Origin of the sequence: Serratia sp. BNK-33-b (assembly GCF_048684565.1) — a bacterium.
GTDB lineage: Bacteria > Pseudomonadota > Gammaproteobacteria > Enterobacterales > Enterobacteriaceae > Serratia > Serratia marcescens.
Genome location: NZ_JBLQTZ010000001.1, coordinates 4,411,157 through 4,425,374 on the forward strand (window position 1 = coordinate 4,411,157; position 14,218 = coordinate 4,425,374).

General features: G+C 58.1%; 11 protein-coding genes and 2 tRNA genes. All 13 read right to left on the reverse strand.

Going from position 1 to position 14,218, the window contains the following annotated elements; genetic code table 11:
- Positions 1–34: 34 nt before the first annotated feature.
- The 13 genes from pnp to ftsH all read right to left on the reverse strand — a co-directional run bounded on the left by pnp (position 35) and on the right by ftsH (position 14,187).
- Positions 35–2,152, reverse strand: coding sequence for a polyribonucleotide nucleotidyltransferase (pnp, locus tag ACMGGK_RS21300; protein WP_016929321.1), 2,118 nt, complete (start codon positions 2,150–2,152; stop codon positions 35–37).
- Between the two features lie 256 nt (positions 2,153–2,408).
- On the reverse strand, positions 2,409–2,678 hold the full coding sequence (gene rpsO / locus ACMGGK_RS21305) for a 30S ribosomal protein S15 (protein ID WP_004933502.1): 270 nt from the start codon (positions 2,676–2,678) through the stop codon (positions 2,409–2,411).
- Between the two features lie 124 nt (positions 2,679–2,802).
- A complete protein-coding gene (gene truB, locus ACMGGK_RS21310) occupies positions 2,803–3,747 on the reverse strand; it encodes a tRNA pseudouridine(55) synthase TruB (protein ID WP_097102910.1) in 945 nt (314 codons plus the stop codon).
- Complete coding sequence (gene rbfA, locus ACMGGK_RS21315; protein WP_004933508.1) at positions 3,747–4,157, reverse strand: 30S ribosome-binding factor RbfA; 411 nt, start codon at positions 4,155–4,157, stop codon at positions 3,747–3,749. Before rbfA ends, truB begins: the two co-directional genes overlap by 1 nt.
- Positions 4,158–4,227: 70 nt before the next feature.
- The gene (infB, locus tag ACMGGK_RS21320) at positions 4,228–6,915 is read right to left on the reverse strand and encodes a translation initiation factor IF-2 (RefSeq protein WP_004933511.1); all 2,688 of its coding nucleotides are present in this window, start codon (positions 6,913–6,915) and stop codon (positions 4,228–4,230) included.
- A 23-nt stretch (positions 6,916–6,938) separates the two neighbouring features.
- A complete protein-coding gene (gene nusA / locus ACMGGK_RS21325) occupies positions 6,939–8,447 on the reverse strand; it encodes a transcription termination factor NusA (protein ID WP_004933514.1) in 1,509 nt (502 codons plus the stop codon).
- A 21-nt stretch (positions 8,448–8,468) separates the two neighbouring features.
- Positions 8,469–8,921 carry a ribosome maturation factor RimP gene (gene rimP, locus ACMGGK_RS21330; protein ID WP_028127574.1) on the reverse strand — a complete coding sequence of 151 codons (453 nt, stop codon included), beginning with the start codon at positions 8,919–8,921 and terminating at the stop codon, positions 8,469–8,471.
- 217 nt (positions 8,922–9,138) lie between these two features.
- A tRNA-Met gene (locus tag ACMGGK_RS21335) sits at positions 9,139–9,215 on the reverse strand.
- Between the two features lie 60 nt (positions 9,216–9,275).
- Positions 9,276–9,362 (reverse strand) — tRNA-Leu (locus ACMGGK_RS21340).
- Between the two features lie 68 nt (positions 9,363–9,430).
- Positions 9,431–9,766: a preprotein translocase subunit SecG gene (gene secG / locus ACMGGK_RS21345; protein ID WP_004933519.1), complete on the reverse strand. Its 336-nt coding sequence runs from the start codon at positions 9,764–9,766 to the stop codon at positions 9,431–9,433.
- 220 nt (positions 9,767–9,986) lie between these two features.
- Positions 9,987–11,324: a phosphoglucosamine mutase gene (glmM, locus tag ACMGGK_RS21350; protein ID WP_021504256.1), complete on the reverse strand. Its 1,338-nt coding sequence runs from the start codon at positions 11,322–11,324 to the stop codon at positions 9,987–9,989.
- A 4-nt stretch (positions 11,325–11,328) separates the two neighbouring features.
- Positions 11,329–12,165, reverse strand: coding sequence for a dihydropteroate synthase (gene folP / locus ACMGGK_RS21355; protein WP_016929326.1), 837 nt, complete (start codon positions 12,163–12,165; stop codon positions 11,329–11,331).
- Positions 12,166–12,255: 90 nt separating this feature from the next.
- On the reverse strand, positions 12,256–14,187 hold the full coding sequence (ftsH, locus tag ACMGGK_RS21360) for an ATP-dependent zinc metalloprotease FtsH (RefSeq protein WP_004933529.1): 1,932 nt from the start codon (positions 14,185–14,187) through the stop codon (positions 12,256–12,258).
- Positions 14,188–14,218: the final 31 nt, after the last annotated feature.

Consider the following 14,218-nt stretch of genomic DNA (forward strand, 5'->3'; position numbering starts at 1 on the left):
CCCGTGGCGGGGAGCTGTAAAACTATCTATACAGTTATTCTGCTTCAGGCGCAGGTGAACCCGCTTCCGGCGCCATCGCTTCTTTGATGCTCAGACGCACACGGCCCTGACGGTCAACTTCCAGTACCTTAACCGGCACTTCCTGACCCATCTGCAGATAGTCGGTCACTTTCTCAACGCGCTTGTCGGCGATCTGAGAAATGTGCACCAGGCCTTCTTTACCACCGCCGATAGCGACGAATGCGCCGAAATCAACGATACGGGTCACTTTACCCTGATAGATACGGCCCACTTCGATCTCTGCCGTGATCTCTTCGATGCGACGGATAGCGAATTTCGCTTTCTCACCGTCGGTCGCAGCGATTTTAACTGTACCATCATCTTCGATTTCGATGGTAGTGCCAGTCTCTTCGGTCAGCGCGCGGATAACGGAACCGCCCTTACCGATCACGTCTTTGATTTTATCCGGGTTGATGCGGATAGTATGAATGCGCGGTGCGAATTCGGAGATATCGCCGCGCGGAGTGCTGATAGCCTGTTCCATCACGCCCAGGATGTGCAGACGCGCGCCCTTGGCCTGGTTCAGAGCCACCTGCATGATTTCGCGGGTGATGCCTTCGATTTTGATGTCCATCTGCAGCGCGGTGATACCGTCGCGGCTACCGGCCACTTTGAAGTCCATGTCGCCCAGGTGATCTTCGTCACCCAGAATGTCGGACAGAACCACATAGTTGTCGGCTTCTTTCACCAGGCCCATCGCGATGCCCGCAACGGCAGCCTTGATTGGCACACCGGCGTCCATCAGCGCCAGAGACGCGCCGCACACGGAAGCCATGGAAGAAGAACCGTTGGATTCGGTGATTTCAGACACCACGCGAACCGTGTACGGGAAATCTTCCGGTTTAGGCATCATAGCCAATACGCCGCGTTTCGCCAGGCGACCGTGACCGATTTCACGACGCTTAGGAGAACCGACCATGCCGGTTTCGCCTACGGAGTACGGAGGGAAGTTGTAGTGGAACAGGAAGCTGTCGGTCTTCTCGCCCATCAGCTCGTCCAGGTTCTGTGCGTCGCGCGCGGTGCCCAGGGTCGCGGTAACCAGCGCCTGAGTTTCGCCACGGGTGAACAGCGCGGAACCGTGGGTGCGCGGCAGTACGCCGGTGCGCACGTCCAGGCCACGGATCATGTCTTTTTCACGGCCGTCGATACGCGGCTCGCCACGCAGTACGCGGCTGCGCACCACGTTTTTCTCGACGGTGCCCAGGATGTCCTGGATTTCGCCGGCGTCCAGCGTCTCGTCCTGCGCCAGCAGGGTTTCAACAACGCTGTCTTTGATCGCGTCAACCTGAGCGTAACGCTCTTGTTTTTCGGTGATGTGGTAAGCGTCGCCCAGGCGAGCTTCGGCCAGTTCAGCCACGCGCGCGTGCAGCGCTTCGTTGACCGCAGGCGCCTGCCAATCCCACTTCGGTTTGCCCGCTTCGGCAACCAGCGCGTTGATGTTTTCGATAACCACTTGCTGCTGGTCATGGCCGAACACCACGGCGCCCAGCATCTGGTCTTCGCTCAGCACGTCCGCTTCGGATTCAACCATCAGCACCGCGCCTGCAGTACCGGCGACCACCAGATCCAGACGGCTTTCTTTCAGTTCGTCAGTCGTTGGGTTCAGTACGTACTGGTCGTTGATGTAACCTACGCGCGCGGCACCGATTGGGCCGTTGAACGGAATACCGGACAGGCTCAGGGCCGCGGAAGCACCGATCATCGCAACGATGTCCGGGTTCACCTGTGGGTTAACGGAAACCACGGTCGCAATCACCTGAACTTCGTTCAGGAAGCTGTCCGGGAACAGTGGACGGATCGGACGGTCGATCAGACGGGAAGTCAGCGTCTCACCTTCGCTCGGACGGCCTTCGCGACGGAAGAAGCTGCCCGGGATACGGCCAGCGGCGTAGGTACGCTCTTGGTAGTTAACGGTCAGCGGGAAGAAGCTCTGGCCCGGTTTGGCTTTTTTCTGGCCAACGACGGTAACGAATACGGCGGTGTCATCCATGCTCACCATAACGGCGGCGGTGGCCTGACGCGCCATCATACCGGTTTCGATGGTGACGGTATGCTGGCCATACTGGAATTTGCGAATGATCGGTGTCAGCAAAATTATATCCTTGATTAACGGCGCGCAATCGCATTGACGACTCGACACGCCTGTGACTCGATTTGCCTTCTCACTACATCCTCGCGACTAATGACAATCCTTATCTCAGGCGGGAGATAAAGCCTCTCATTAGCCGCGCGAACCTCTGTAACGGAAGAACCTGTTTGGAAACATCAGTAATACATTAACCTGATTTGCTTATGCTTCCTAGAAGAAAGGGGCCAAAATAGGCCCCTTTCCACTGAAACTTGCTAGATTAGCGACGCAGACCCAGACGCTCGATCAGGCTGGTGTAACGTGCTACATCTTTACGCTTCAGGTAGTCCAGCAGCTTACGACGCTGAGAAACCATACGCAGCAGACCACGACGGCTGTGGTGATCTTTTTTGTGCTCGGAGAAGTGGCCTTGCAGATGGTTGATCTGCGCAGTCAGCAGGGCAACCTGAACTTCGGTAGAACCGCTGTCGTTAGTACCACGACCGAAATCAGCTACGATTTGAGCTTTAGCTTCAACACTTAGAGACATTGTAATACTCCAGATTATAGATAATAAAAACAGGCGCCGATCTCTAATTCAGCAACCCAGTGCATAAGCTGCGCCATTCTACTCTTAGCGCAGTGCGATCGCAAGGCGACGCAGTGCCCCGCCGTCAGTCGAAATGCTCGACCACCAGGCGGCGCGGCGCCACGCGACCATCCTCGGCGATGTCGCCAACGCCGATGAATTTTCGCTCTTCACCCTCGGTGATGCGCACCAGACCGGAAGCCGGCGCGCCGGCCACTTGCACCGGTTGCCCCTGCTTGACGTAACCCGCCACCACCGGCAGCAAATTCACTTCCGGATAGTTCTCAACCGGGCTGTCCATCGGCATCAGCAGCGGATCGAGCAGCTCGCCGGGCGCGATCGCTTGTTCCTGCGCCTGCGCCAGCAAAGCATTCAGCTGTTCCAGCGTCACCATGCGCGCGATCGGATAAGTCGCCACCTGCAGGCGGCGCAGATAGATCACGTGCGCTCCGCAGCCCAGCAACTCGCCGAGATCGTCGGTGATGGTGCGGATGTAGGTGCCTTTCGAGCAGTGGATCTCCAGCTCCAGCTCATCCCCTTCCCAGCGGATAAACTGCAGCTCGTACACCGTGATGCTGCGCGCTTCTCGCGGCACTTCAATCCCCTGGCGCGCATACTCGTAGAGTTTCTTGCCCTGGTATTTCAGCGCCGAATACATCGACGGCACCTGCTGGATGTCGCCGCGGAAGGTGTCCAGCGCCGCGTCGAGCTGCGCCTGGGTGAAGCTCACCGGGCGTTCCTGCACGATCTGACCGTCGGCGTCGGAAGTATCGGTACGCTGCCCCAGCTTGGCGATCACCCGATAGCGCTTGTCGGAATCGAGCAGGTATTGCGAAAACTTGGTCGCTTCGCCCAGGCAGATAGGCAGCATGCCGGTCGCCAACGGATCGAGCGCGCCGGTATGGCCCGCTCGGTTGGCGTTGTACAGGCGTTTTACTTTTTGCAGCGCATCGTTGGACGACAACCCTTGCGGCTTGTCCAGCAACAGCACGCCGTGGATATCACGGCCGCGGCGACGAGGGCGACTCATTAATCCTCCTTGTCATCGCCTGAGGCGGAACGGCGCTCGGCGTCGTTCTTCACCACGTTGGTCACCAGGTTGGACATGCGCATGCCTTCCACCAGGGAGTTGTCGTAGGCGAAGGTCAGCTCCGGCACCACGCGCAGGCGCATCGCTTTGCCCAGCAGGGTGCGGATATAGCCGGAAGCGTCCTGCAACGCTTTGATGCCGTTGGTGACCAGATCCGGATCGTGGTTCTCGGTCAGCACGTTCAGGAAGGTGACGTAAACCTTGGCATACGCCAGGTCACGGGAGACTTCCACGCCGGAAACGGTCGCCATGCCGACGCGCGGATCTTTCACTTCACGCTGCAGAATGATCGCAATCTCTTTCTGCATCTCTTGCGCCACGCGTTGACCGCGGCTGAATTCTTTTGCCATTTTGGATTCTCCAGACAAATCGGGGGGCACAAAGGCCCCCCGTAAACAGATATAAGCAGATGTGCAATCGTTAAGCGATGGTGCGTTGGATCTCAATGATTTCGAACACTTCGATCATGTCGCCGACGCGCACGTCGTTATAGTTCTTAACGCCGATACCACATTCCATGCCGTTACGGACTTCGTTAACGTCATCTTTGAAGCGACGCAGGGATTCCAGCTCGCCTTCATAGATAACCACGTTGTCGCGCAGTACGCGGATTGGGTTGTGACGCTTGATGGTCCCTTCGGTAACCATACAGCCGGCGATAGCGCCGAACTTAGGCGATTTGAACACGTCGCGCACTTCGGCCAGGCCGATGATCTGCTGCTTGTATTCCGGCGCCAGCATGCCGCTCATCGCCTGCTTCACTTCGTCGATCAGGTTATAGATCACGGAGTAGTAACGCAGATCCAGGCTTTCCGCTTCGATCACGCGGCGCGCAGAAGCGTCGGCACGCACGTTGAAGCCCAGGATGATGGCGTTGGAAGCCGCTGCCAGCGTCGCGTCGGTTTCGGTGATACCACCTACGCCGGAGCCGACAATCTTCACCTTCACTTCGTCGGTGGAGAGTTTCAGCAGCGAGTCGCTGATCGCTTCGCAAGAACCCTGTACGTCGGATTTCAGTACGATGTTCAGCTCGGACACTTCGCCGTCGGTCATGTTGGCGAACATGTTTTCCAGCTTGGACTTCTGCTGACGCGCCAGTTTGACTTCGCGGAACTTGCCCTGACGATACAGCGCCACTTCACGCGCTTTCTTCTCGTCGCGCACCACGGTGGCTTCGTCACCCGCTGCAGGCACGCTGGACAGACCCAGGATTTCCACAGGGATAGACGGACCGGCGGAGGTCACTTCACGGCCCAGCTCGTCGCGCATCGCACGCACACGGCCGTATTCGAAGCCACACAGGACGATGTCGCCCTTGTTCAGCGTACCTTCCTGAACCAGCACGGTGGCAACCGGGCCACGGCCTTTATCCAGGAAGGACTCGATCACCACGCCGCTCGCCATGCCGCTGCGTACCGCTTTCAGTTCCAGAACTTCGGCCTGCAGCAGGATAGCCTGCAGCAGCTCGTCGATACCGGTACCGGCTTTCGCGGACACGTGGACGAACTGCGCTTCGCCGCCCCACTCTTCCGGCATCACGCCGTACTGAGACAGTTCTTGCTTAACGCGGTCCGGATCGGCTTCCGGCTTGTCGATTTTGTTCACCGCAACCACCAACGGCACCTGCGCCGCTTTCGCGTGCTGGATAGCTTCAATGGTCTGTGGCATCACGCCGTCATCAGCCGCCACCACCAGAACCACGATGTCAGTCGCCTGAGCACCGCGAGCACGCATCGAGGTAAACGCGGCGTGGCCCGGGGTATCCAGGAAGGTGATCATGCCGTTCTCGGTTTCTACGTGGTAGGCACCGATGTGCTGGGTAATGCCGCCGGCTTCGCCCGCCGCCACTTTGGTGGAGCGAATGTAGTCCAGCAGAGAGGTTTTACCGTGGTCAACGTGGCCCATGATGGTCACGACCGGCGCGCGCGGCTCGGCCGCAGCGCCCGTATCACGGTCGCTCATCAGCGCTTCTTCCAGCTCGTTTTCACGACGCAGGATAACTTTGTGGCCCATCTCTTCGGCAACCAGCTGCGCGGTTTCCTGGTCGATAACCTGGTTGATGGTGGCCATGGCGCCCAGCTTCATCATCACTTTGATGACCTGAGAACCTTTTACCGCCATCTTGTTGGCCAACTCGGCCACGGTGATGGTTTCGCCGATCACCACGTCGCGGTTAACCACCTGCGCCGGCTTGTTGAAGCCCTGCTGCAGAGCGCTAGGTTTGCGTTTGCCTTTACCGCCACGGGTAACGGCGCGCGCTTCTTCGCGATCCGCTTTGGATTCGGACAGCTTGTTGCCTTTCTTCTGCTTGGTCGCTTTGCCGCCGCGGGTGCGGCTGCGACGATCGCCTTCAACTTTGGCGTCGTTTTCATCTTCTGCGGCACGGGCGTGCTGAGAGGTGGTCACGTGATAGTCGGCGCTTTCAACCGCGGCGCTTGCCGCGTCTGCCTGGGCCCACTTCTCGCCGTTCTCTTCGGCCATGCGACGGGCTTCTTCCGCCACGCGCTTGGCTTCCTCTTCAACCTTGCGGCGCACTTCCTCTTCCGCTTTGCGTTTCAGTTCAGCGGCTTCGGCTTCACGGCGTGCTTTTTCCGCCTGAGCTGGCTTGGTCATTTCGTCGGTATGTTGATTGGTCACTTTTTCTTTTTCCGCTGAATTACGCTTAGCAATCTCCGCGGCCTCACGTTTGGCTTGCTCTTCGGCTGCGCGCTTCGCTTCCGCTTCGCGTTTTGCGAGCTCTTCCGCTTCGCGCCGTGCCTGCTCTTCCGCTTCACGCTGTGCCTGCTCTGCCGCTTCAGCCAACTGGGCTTCCTGCGTATCGCGATTTACATAAGTGCGTTTCTTGCGGACCTCAATTTGCACCGATTTACTTTTACCGCCGGTGCTCGGGATATTCAAGGTGCTGCGCGTTTTGCGCTGCAAAGTGAGTTTACCCGGCGCGCTGCCGTGTTCACGGTTCAGGTGCGCCAGCAATGTTTCTTTTTCTTGCTGGGTAACAGAGTCCGACTCGGACTTGTTGATCCCTGCATCAGCAAACTGCTGTACCAGGCGATCAACCGGAGTCTGAATCTCTGCTGCCAGCGATTTTACGGTTACATCTGTCGTCATGCTGTTCCTTCCTGCTACAGTTATTACGCGTTGTCGCCAAACCAACAGATATTGCGCGCAGCCATGATCAGCTCGCCGGCTTGCTCGTCGCTAAGCCCTTCAATATCAGCCAGATCGTCAACACCCTGCTCGGCAAGATCTTCCAGCGTACAAACCCCACGCGCGGCCAGTTTAAAGGCCATGCTGCGCTCAAGACCCGGCAGGTTGAGCAAATCGTCGGCCGGTTTGTTGTCGCCCAGGCTTTCTTCTTGTGCCAGGGCCAGCGTGGTCAATGCAGCTTTGGCGCGTTCGCGCAATGCTTCAACCGTATCTTCATCCAGACCGTCGATTTCCAACAGCTCTTTGATCGGCACGTAGGCCAGCTCTTCCAGCGTGGAGAAGCCTTCTTCAACCAGTACGGTGGCGAAATCTTCGTCGATATCAAGATACTTGGTGAAGGTATCAATAGCGGCATGAGCCTCGGCCTGGTGCTTGGCCTGCAGGTCGTCCGCCGTCATCACGTTCAGTTCCCAACGATCGTCGCCGCGGTGTTGTTTCAGCAGCTGGGAAGCCAAACGCACGTTTTGGCCGTTACGGCCGATCGCCTGTGCCAGGTTGCTGGCTTCAACGGCGATATCCATGGTGCAGTTATCTTCATCTACCACGATCGACGCGACGTCGGCCGGCGCCATGGCGTTGATGACGAATTGCGCTGGATTATCATCCCACAGGATGATGTCGATGCGTTCGCCGCCGAGCTCGCTCGACACGGCCTGAACGCGCGCACCGCGCATACCTACGCAGGCGCCGACCGGGTCGATGCGCTTGTCGTTGGTTTTCACTGCAATTTTCGCACGGGAGCCAGGATCGCGGGCTGCCGCTTTGATTTCAATCACTTCTTCGCCGATTTCCGGCACTTCGATGCGGAACAGTTCTTTCAGCATTTCCGGGCTGGAACGGCTGACGAACAGCTGCGCGCCGCGGGCCTCAGGACGCACGGCGTACAGTACGCCACGAATGCGGTCGCCCGGACGGAAGTTTTCGCGCGGCAGCATGTCTTCACGGCCAATCACCGCTTCGGCGTTGTTGCCCAGATCCAGCGCGATGCTGTCACGGTTCACTTTCTTCACCACGCCGGTGACGATCTCACCTTCGTGTTCACGGAAAGCGTCGACCACCATCGCGCGCTCGGCCTCGCGCACTTTCTGCACGATAACCTGCTTGGCGGTTTGGGTGGTGATGCGGTCGAAGGTCACGGATTCGATCTGATCTTCGACGTAGCCGCCGAGCTCGATGCTCGGATCTTCAAACTGAGCGGCTTCCAGCGTGATTTCACGCGTTGGCTGCGTCACTTCGTCTACGGCGACCCAACGGCGGAAGGTATCGAAATCGCCGGTTCTGCGGTCAATGCTGACGCGCACGTCGATTTCCTGCTCGTATTTTTTCTTGGTTGCGGTGGCTAATGCAGTTTCCAGCGCTTCGAAAATCTTCTCGCGCGGAAGGGATTTTTCATTGGAAACTGCTTCAACAACAGCCAGAATCTCTTTGTTCATCCTAGTTGCCTCTTCCAAACTTTAAAAGTGGGGTACCAGGTTCGCTTTCTGGATGTTGCTCAGCGCGAACACTTCATCTTTCCCTTCCACAGTAACCGTGATCATCTCGCCTTCGACAGACTTGATAATACCCTGCCACTTGCGACGGTTCTGTACCGCCATGCGCAGGACCAGGCTGACTTCTTCACCGAGGAAACGCGTATAGTGCTCTGCGGTGAACATCGGGCGATCAAGGCCAGGAGAGGAGACTTCCAAGTTGTAAGCGACCGTGATTGGATCTTCGACGTCCAATACAGCGCTGACCTGGTGGCTGACATCAGCGCAATCATCAACATTGATGCCGTTATCACTATCAATATAGATGCGGAGCGTCGATTGGCGCGCACGAATGAATTCGATGCCTACAAGCTCAAAGCCCAACGCTTCTACCGGTGCCGAAAGCATCTCTGTTAACTGTTGCTCTAATGTGGACAAGCCCACCCCCAAGACATAAAAAAAGGGCTAAATAGCCCAGTGATTCTGTTGCCAAATAACAAAAAACCCCGAAAAATCGGGGCTTTATGCAACTGGACCCTGTTTGCCGCTAGGCGGCCTCGGTACAACTTTCGAGCAAGTGTCATTTTCAAATGATGATCGAGAAAAGCGGATTTCAATCGAAAAGTGTATTTGAAAATAAACACTTAAAGGAAAGTGGTTGCGGGGGCCGGATTTGAACCGACGACCTTCGGGTTATGAGCCCGACGAGCTACCAGGCTGCTCCACCCCGCGTCCGAAAACGTGGCAAATACTACGCCGATAATCGCAAAATTGCAAGTTATCTCTGGGATTTGGTACCGAGGATGGGACTCGAACCCACAAGCCCGTTAGGGCACTACCACCTCAAGGTAGCGTGTCTACCAATTCCACCACCTCGGTACTGATTCTTACTGCTAACGGCCGTTGTTCTTTCGAGTTCACAACCACCGTTTACAAACTTTTACGGCTTACTGCGGGATATCGCTGCTCGGCTTGGCAGGTGCTGCCGGCGCGGTTGTCTGCTCAGTTTTCACCGGCTGACCCAGATTTTCCCACTCGCTGCCTTTCTTGCTTTGGTTGCTGCTGAGGTTGCCCAAAATCAGGCTGATGACGAAGAACAGCGTCGCCAATACAGCAGTCATGCGGGTCATAAAGTTACCGGAACCACTCGAACCGAACAACGTGCCTGATGCACCTGCTCCGAAAGAGGCTCCCATATCAGCGCCTTTACCTTGCTGCAACATAATCAGAGCAACCAGCCCGATTGAAATCAGCAGGAAAATTACCAGAAGAGCTTCGTACATAGTAGTACCCGTATCCTTGCGGCCTCACCGCATGCCAAATGCTTCACACTCATCAAGCAGGCGTGTTTATAAACTGCCTACTGAAGCGGGTGTGAATACTAACCAAAGCCGCCAACCCGCGCAAGGGCAATTTGCAGCCGCCGGCGCGTTTGCGGAAAAAAACGCCAACAATCGTCTATTCGGGCTCAGCGATGCCAAGCCCGGTGGCTAACTGTCTGTTTTAACCTGCGGATTTCACCGCGTCGGCGATGCGATGTGCCAGCGCGGTCACCTGCTGCTCGTCCTCGCCCTCCACCATCACGCGGATCAGCGGCTCGGTGCCCGATTTACGCAGCAGCACCCGGCCGCGGCCGGCCAGCTCGGCTTCCACCTGTTCGGTGACCTTGCGCACCGCTTCAGATTCCAGCGGATTGTGATCGCCGGCGAAACGCACGTTGACCAGGATCTGCGGCAACAGCTTCATGCCGCTGCACAGGTCATGCAGGCTCATGTGGTTGCGCACCATGGCGGTCAGCACCTGCAACCCGGCCACGATGCCATCGCCGGTGGTGGTTTTGTCCAGCAGGATCACATGGCCGGAGTTTTCCGCACCGATGCGCCAGCCCAACTCCTGCAACTTCTCCAGCACGTAACGGTCGCCCACTTTGGCGCGAGCGAACGGAATGCCCAGCTGTTTCAGCGCCAGTTCCAGCCCCATATTGCTCATCAGGGTGCCGACCGCGCCACCGCGCAGCTGCCCCTGACGCAGGCCTTCGCGGGCGATGATGTACAAGATCTGATCGCCGTCCACCTTGTTGCCCAGGTGATCCACCATCATCACGCGGTCGCCGTCGCCGTCGAACGCCAGGCCAACGTGCGCTTTTTCCTGCAGCACGCGCTCCTGCAGCTGACGTACATCGGTAGCGCCGCATTTCTCGTTGATGTTCATGCCGTCCGGCTCAACGCCGATGGCGATCACCGTGGCGCCCAGCTCGCGCAGCACGCTCGGCGCGATGTGGTAAGTCGCGCCGTTGGCGCAGTCGACCACGATTTTCAGCCCTTTCAGACTCAGCTCGCTCGGGAAGGTGCCTTTGCAGAATTCGATATAGCGACCGGCGGCGTCGATGATGCGGCTGGCTTTACCCAGCTCCGCGGACTCCACGCAGGTCAGCGGTTTTTCCATTTCGGCCTCGATCGCTTCTTCGACATTGTCCGGCAGCTTGGCGCCGTCGATCGAGAAAAACTTGATGCCGTTGTCATAGAACGGGTTATGCGAAGCGGAAATGACAATGCCCGCTTCAGCCCGGAAGGTACGCGTCAAATAAGCCACCGCCGGCGTGGGCATCGGCCCGGTGAAGGACGCGGACAATCCGGCGGCCGCCAGGCCGGCTTCCAGCGCGGACTCCAGCATATAGCCGGAGATGCGCGTATCCTTTCCGATGATGATCTTGCGGGAACCGTGACGCGCCAGCACCTTACCGGCCGCCCAGCCCAGCTTCAGCACGAAGTCCGGCGTGATGGGGCTGTCCCCGACCTTGCCACGGATGCCGTCGGTGCCAAAATATTTGCGCTCGCTCATGTTTCTACTGTCCCTTAGCTGAAAGTGTTGCCTCGACGACACGCATCGCCTCGACGGTTTCTTTAACGTCATGCACTCTGACAATCTGCGCACCCTGCATCGCCGCGATCACCGCGCAGGCCACGCTGCCGATAACCCGTTGATCCGGCGGTACGTTCAACAGTTGTCCAATCATCGATTTGCGCGACATGCCGACCAACAGCGGCAAACCAAAACGATGAAACTCCGACAACCGGGCCAGAAGCTGATAGTTGTGCGCCAAATTTTTACCGAAACCGAAGCCTGGGTCGAGCAGCAATTTCTGATTTGTTATCCCTGCCTCGTTACAGCGCTGGATATGGTGTTCGAAAAACGCCTGAACGTCGGCGATCAGATCGTCGTAGTGCGGTGCCTGTTGCATGGTACGCGGCTGCCCCTGCATGTGCATCAGGCAGACCGGCAGGCCGCTTTCCGCCGCCGCCGCCAGGGCACCCGGCTCCTGCAGCGAACGAATGTCGTTGATCAGATGCGCGCCGGCGTGCGCCGATTCGCGGATCACGCCCGCTTTCGAGGTATCGACCGAGATGAAGACTTCGAAACGCTGCGCCAGCGCTTCCACCACCGGCACGACCCGTTCCAATTCTTCCTCTTCACTCACCTCCGCCGCCCCCGGCCTTGTCGACTCGCCGCCGATATCAATCATCGTAGCGCCGGCCGAAATCAGCGCATGCGCGTGCAGCAACGCCTGATTCAGCGTGTTGTGGCGACCGCCGTCGGAAAACGAATCCGGCGTCACGTTGAGGATGCCCATCACCTGTGGATGAGAGAGGTTGAGCGTCATGTCGCGCACGGTTAACTGCATGTTGTTTCACCTTACTGTTGCCTGGTTCACTGCCCGCCGGGCAAAAAAAACCCCGGCGTACCGGGGTTTGATGTTATTACACAGCCGTTCTTACTTGTCGAGCTGTTCGGACATGGTGTTGCCCGGCGTTGGGGTGCGCGGCTCATCTACCGGCGTCGGGGCTTTCGGGGTGCCGCCGTTGTCGGAGCTGTTGCCTTTGTTCGCATCGTCCCAGCCCGCCGGCGGACGCACGTCTTTGCGGTTCATCAGATCGTCGATCTGCGGCGCATCGATGGTTTCATACTTCATCAGCGCATCCTTCATCGAGTGCAGGATGTCCATGTTTTCCATCAGCAGCGAGCGAGCACGCGTGTAGTTACGTTCGATCAGCGACTTCACTTCCTGGTCGATGATACGCGCGGTTTCATCCGACATGTGCTTCGCCTTGGCCACGGAGCGGCCCAGGAACACTTCACCCTCTTCTTCCGCATACAGCAGTGGCCCCAGCTTCTCGGAGAAGCCCCATTGGGTCACCATGTTGCGGGCGATGGAGGTCGCCACTTTGATGTCGTTCGACGCACCGGTAGAGACTTTTTCCGGCCCGTAGATGATCTCTTCCGCCAGACGGCCGCCGTACAGGGTGGAGATTTGGCTCTCCAGCTTCTGACGGCTGGCGCTGATCGCATCCCCTTCCGGCAGGAAGAAGGTCACGCCAAGCGCACGGCCACGAGGAATGATGGTCACTTTGTGTACCGGATCGTGTTCAGGAACCAGGCGGCCGATGATGGCGTGGCCCGCTTCGTGATACGCGGTCGACTCTTTCTGCGCTTCGGTCATCACCATGGAGCGACGTTCCGCACCCATCATGATCTTGTCTTTGGCTTTCTCGAACTCCACCATCGACACCACGCGCTTGTTGCCGCGGGCGGCGAACAGCGCCGCTTCGTTGACCAGGTTGGCCAGGTCGGCACCGGAGAAGCCCGGCGTACCGCGCGCAATGACGGAGGCGTCGATGTCGGCAGCCAACGGCACGCGGCGCATGTGCACCTTCAGGATCTGCTCACGGCCACGCACATCCGGCAGCCCGACCACGACCTGACGGTCGAAACGGCCCGGGCGCAGCAGCGCGGGGTCAAGCACGTCCGGACGGTTGGTCGCCGCGATGACGATGATGCCCTCGTTGCCTTCGAAACCGTCCATCTCAACCAGCATCTGGTTCAGGGTCTGCTCGCGCTCATCGTGACCGCCACCCAGGCCGGCGCCACGCTGGCGGCCGACGGCGTCGATTTCATCGATGAAGATGATGCACGGCGCGGCTTTCTTCGCTTGTTCGAACATGTCACGCACGCGGGATGCGCCCACGCCGACGAACATTTCGACGAAGTCGGAACCGGAAATGGTGAAGAACGGCACCTTCGCTTCGCCGGCGATCGCTTTCGCCAACAGCGTTTTACCGGTCCCCGGCGGGCCAACCATCAGCACGCCTTTCGGGATCTTGCCGCCCAGCTTCTGGAAACGGCTCGGTTCGCGCAGGTATTCCACCAGTTCGCTCACCTCTTCTTTCGCTTCGTCACACCCGGCGACATCGGCGAAAGTGGTCTTGATCTGGTCTTCCGTCAGCATGCGGGCCTTGCTCTTGCCGAAGGACATCGCGCCCTTGCCGCCGCCGCCCTGCATTTGCCGCATAAAGAAGATCCAGACCCCGATCAGCAACAGCATCGGGAACCAGGAGATAAAGATAGAAGCCAGCAGGCTCGGCTCTTCAGGCGGCTCGCCGACCACTTTCACATTCTTCGTTAACAACGTATCCAGCAACTTAGGATCGTTGACAGGGATGTAGGTCGTGTATTTGTTACTGTCTTTCTTGGTAACGTTAATTTCACGTCCGTTGATTCGCGCTTCGCGAACCTGGTCCTGGGTCAGTTCGGACATGAAGGTAGAGTAATCCACCCTACGGCCATTCGACTCGCTGGGCCCAAAGCTCTGGAATACAGACATCAACACTACCGCGATGACTAACCAGAGAATTAGGTTTTTCGCCATGTCACTCAAGGGATTAACCTCATCTTACAAC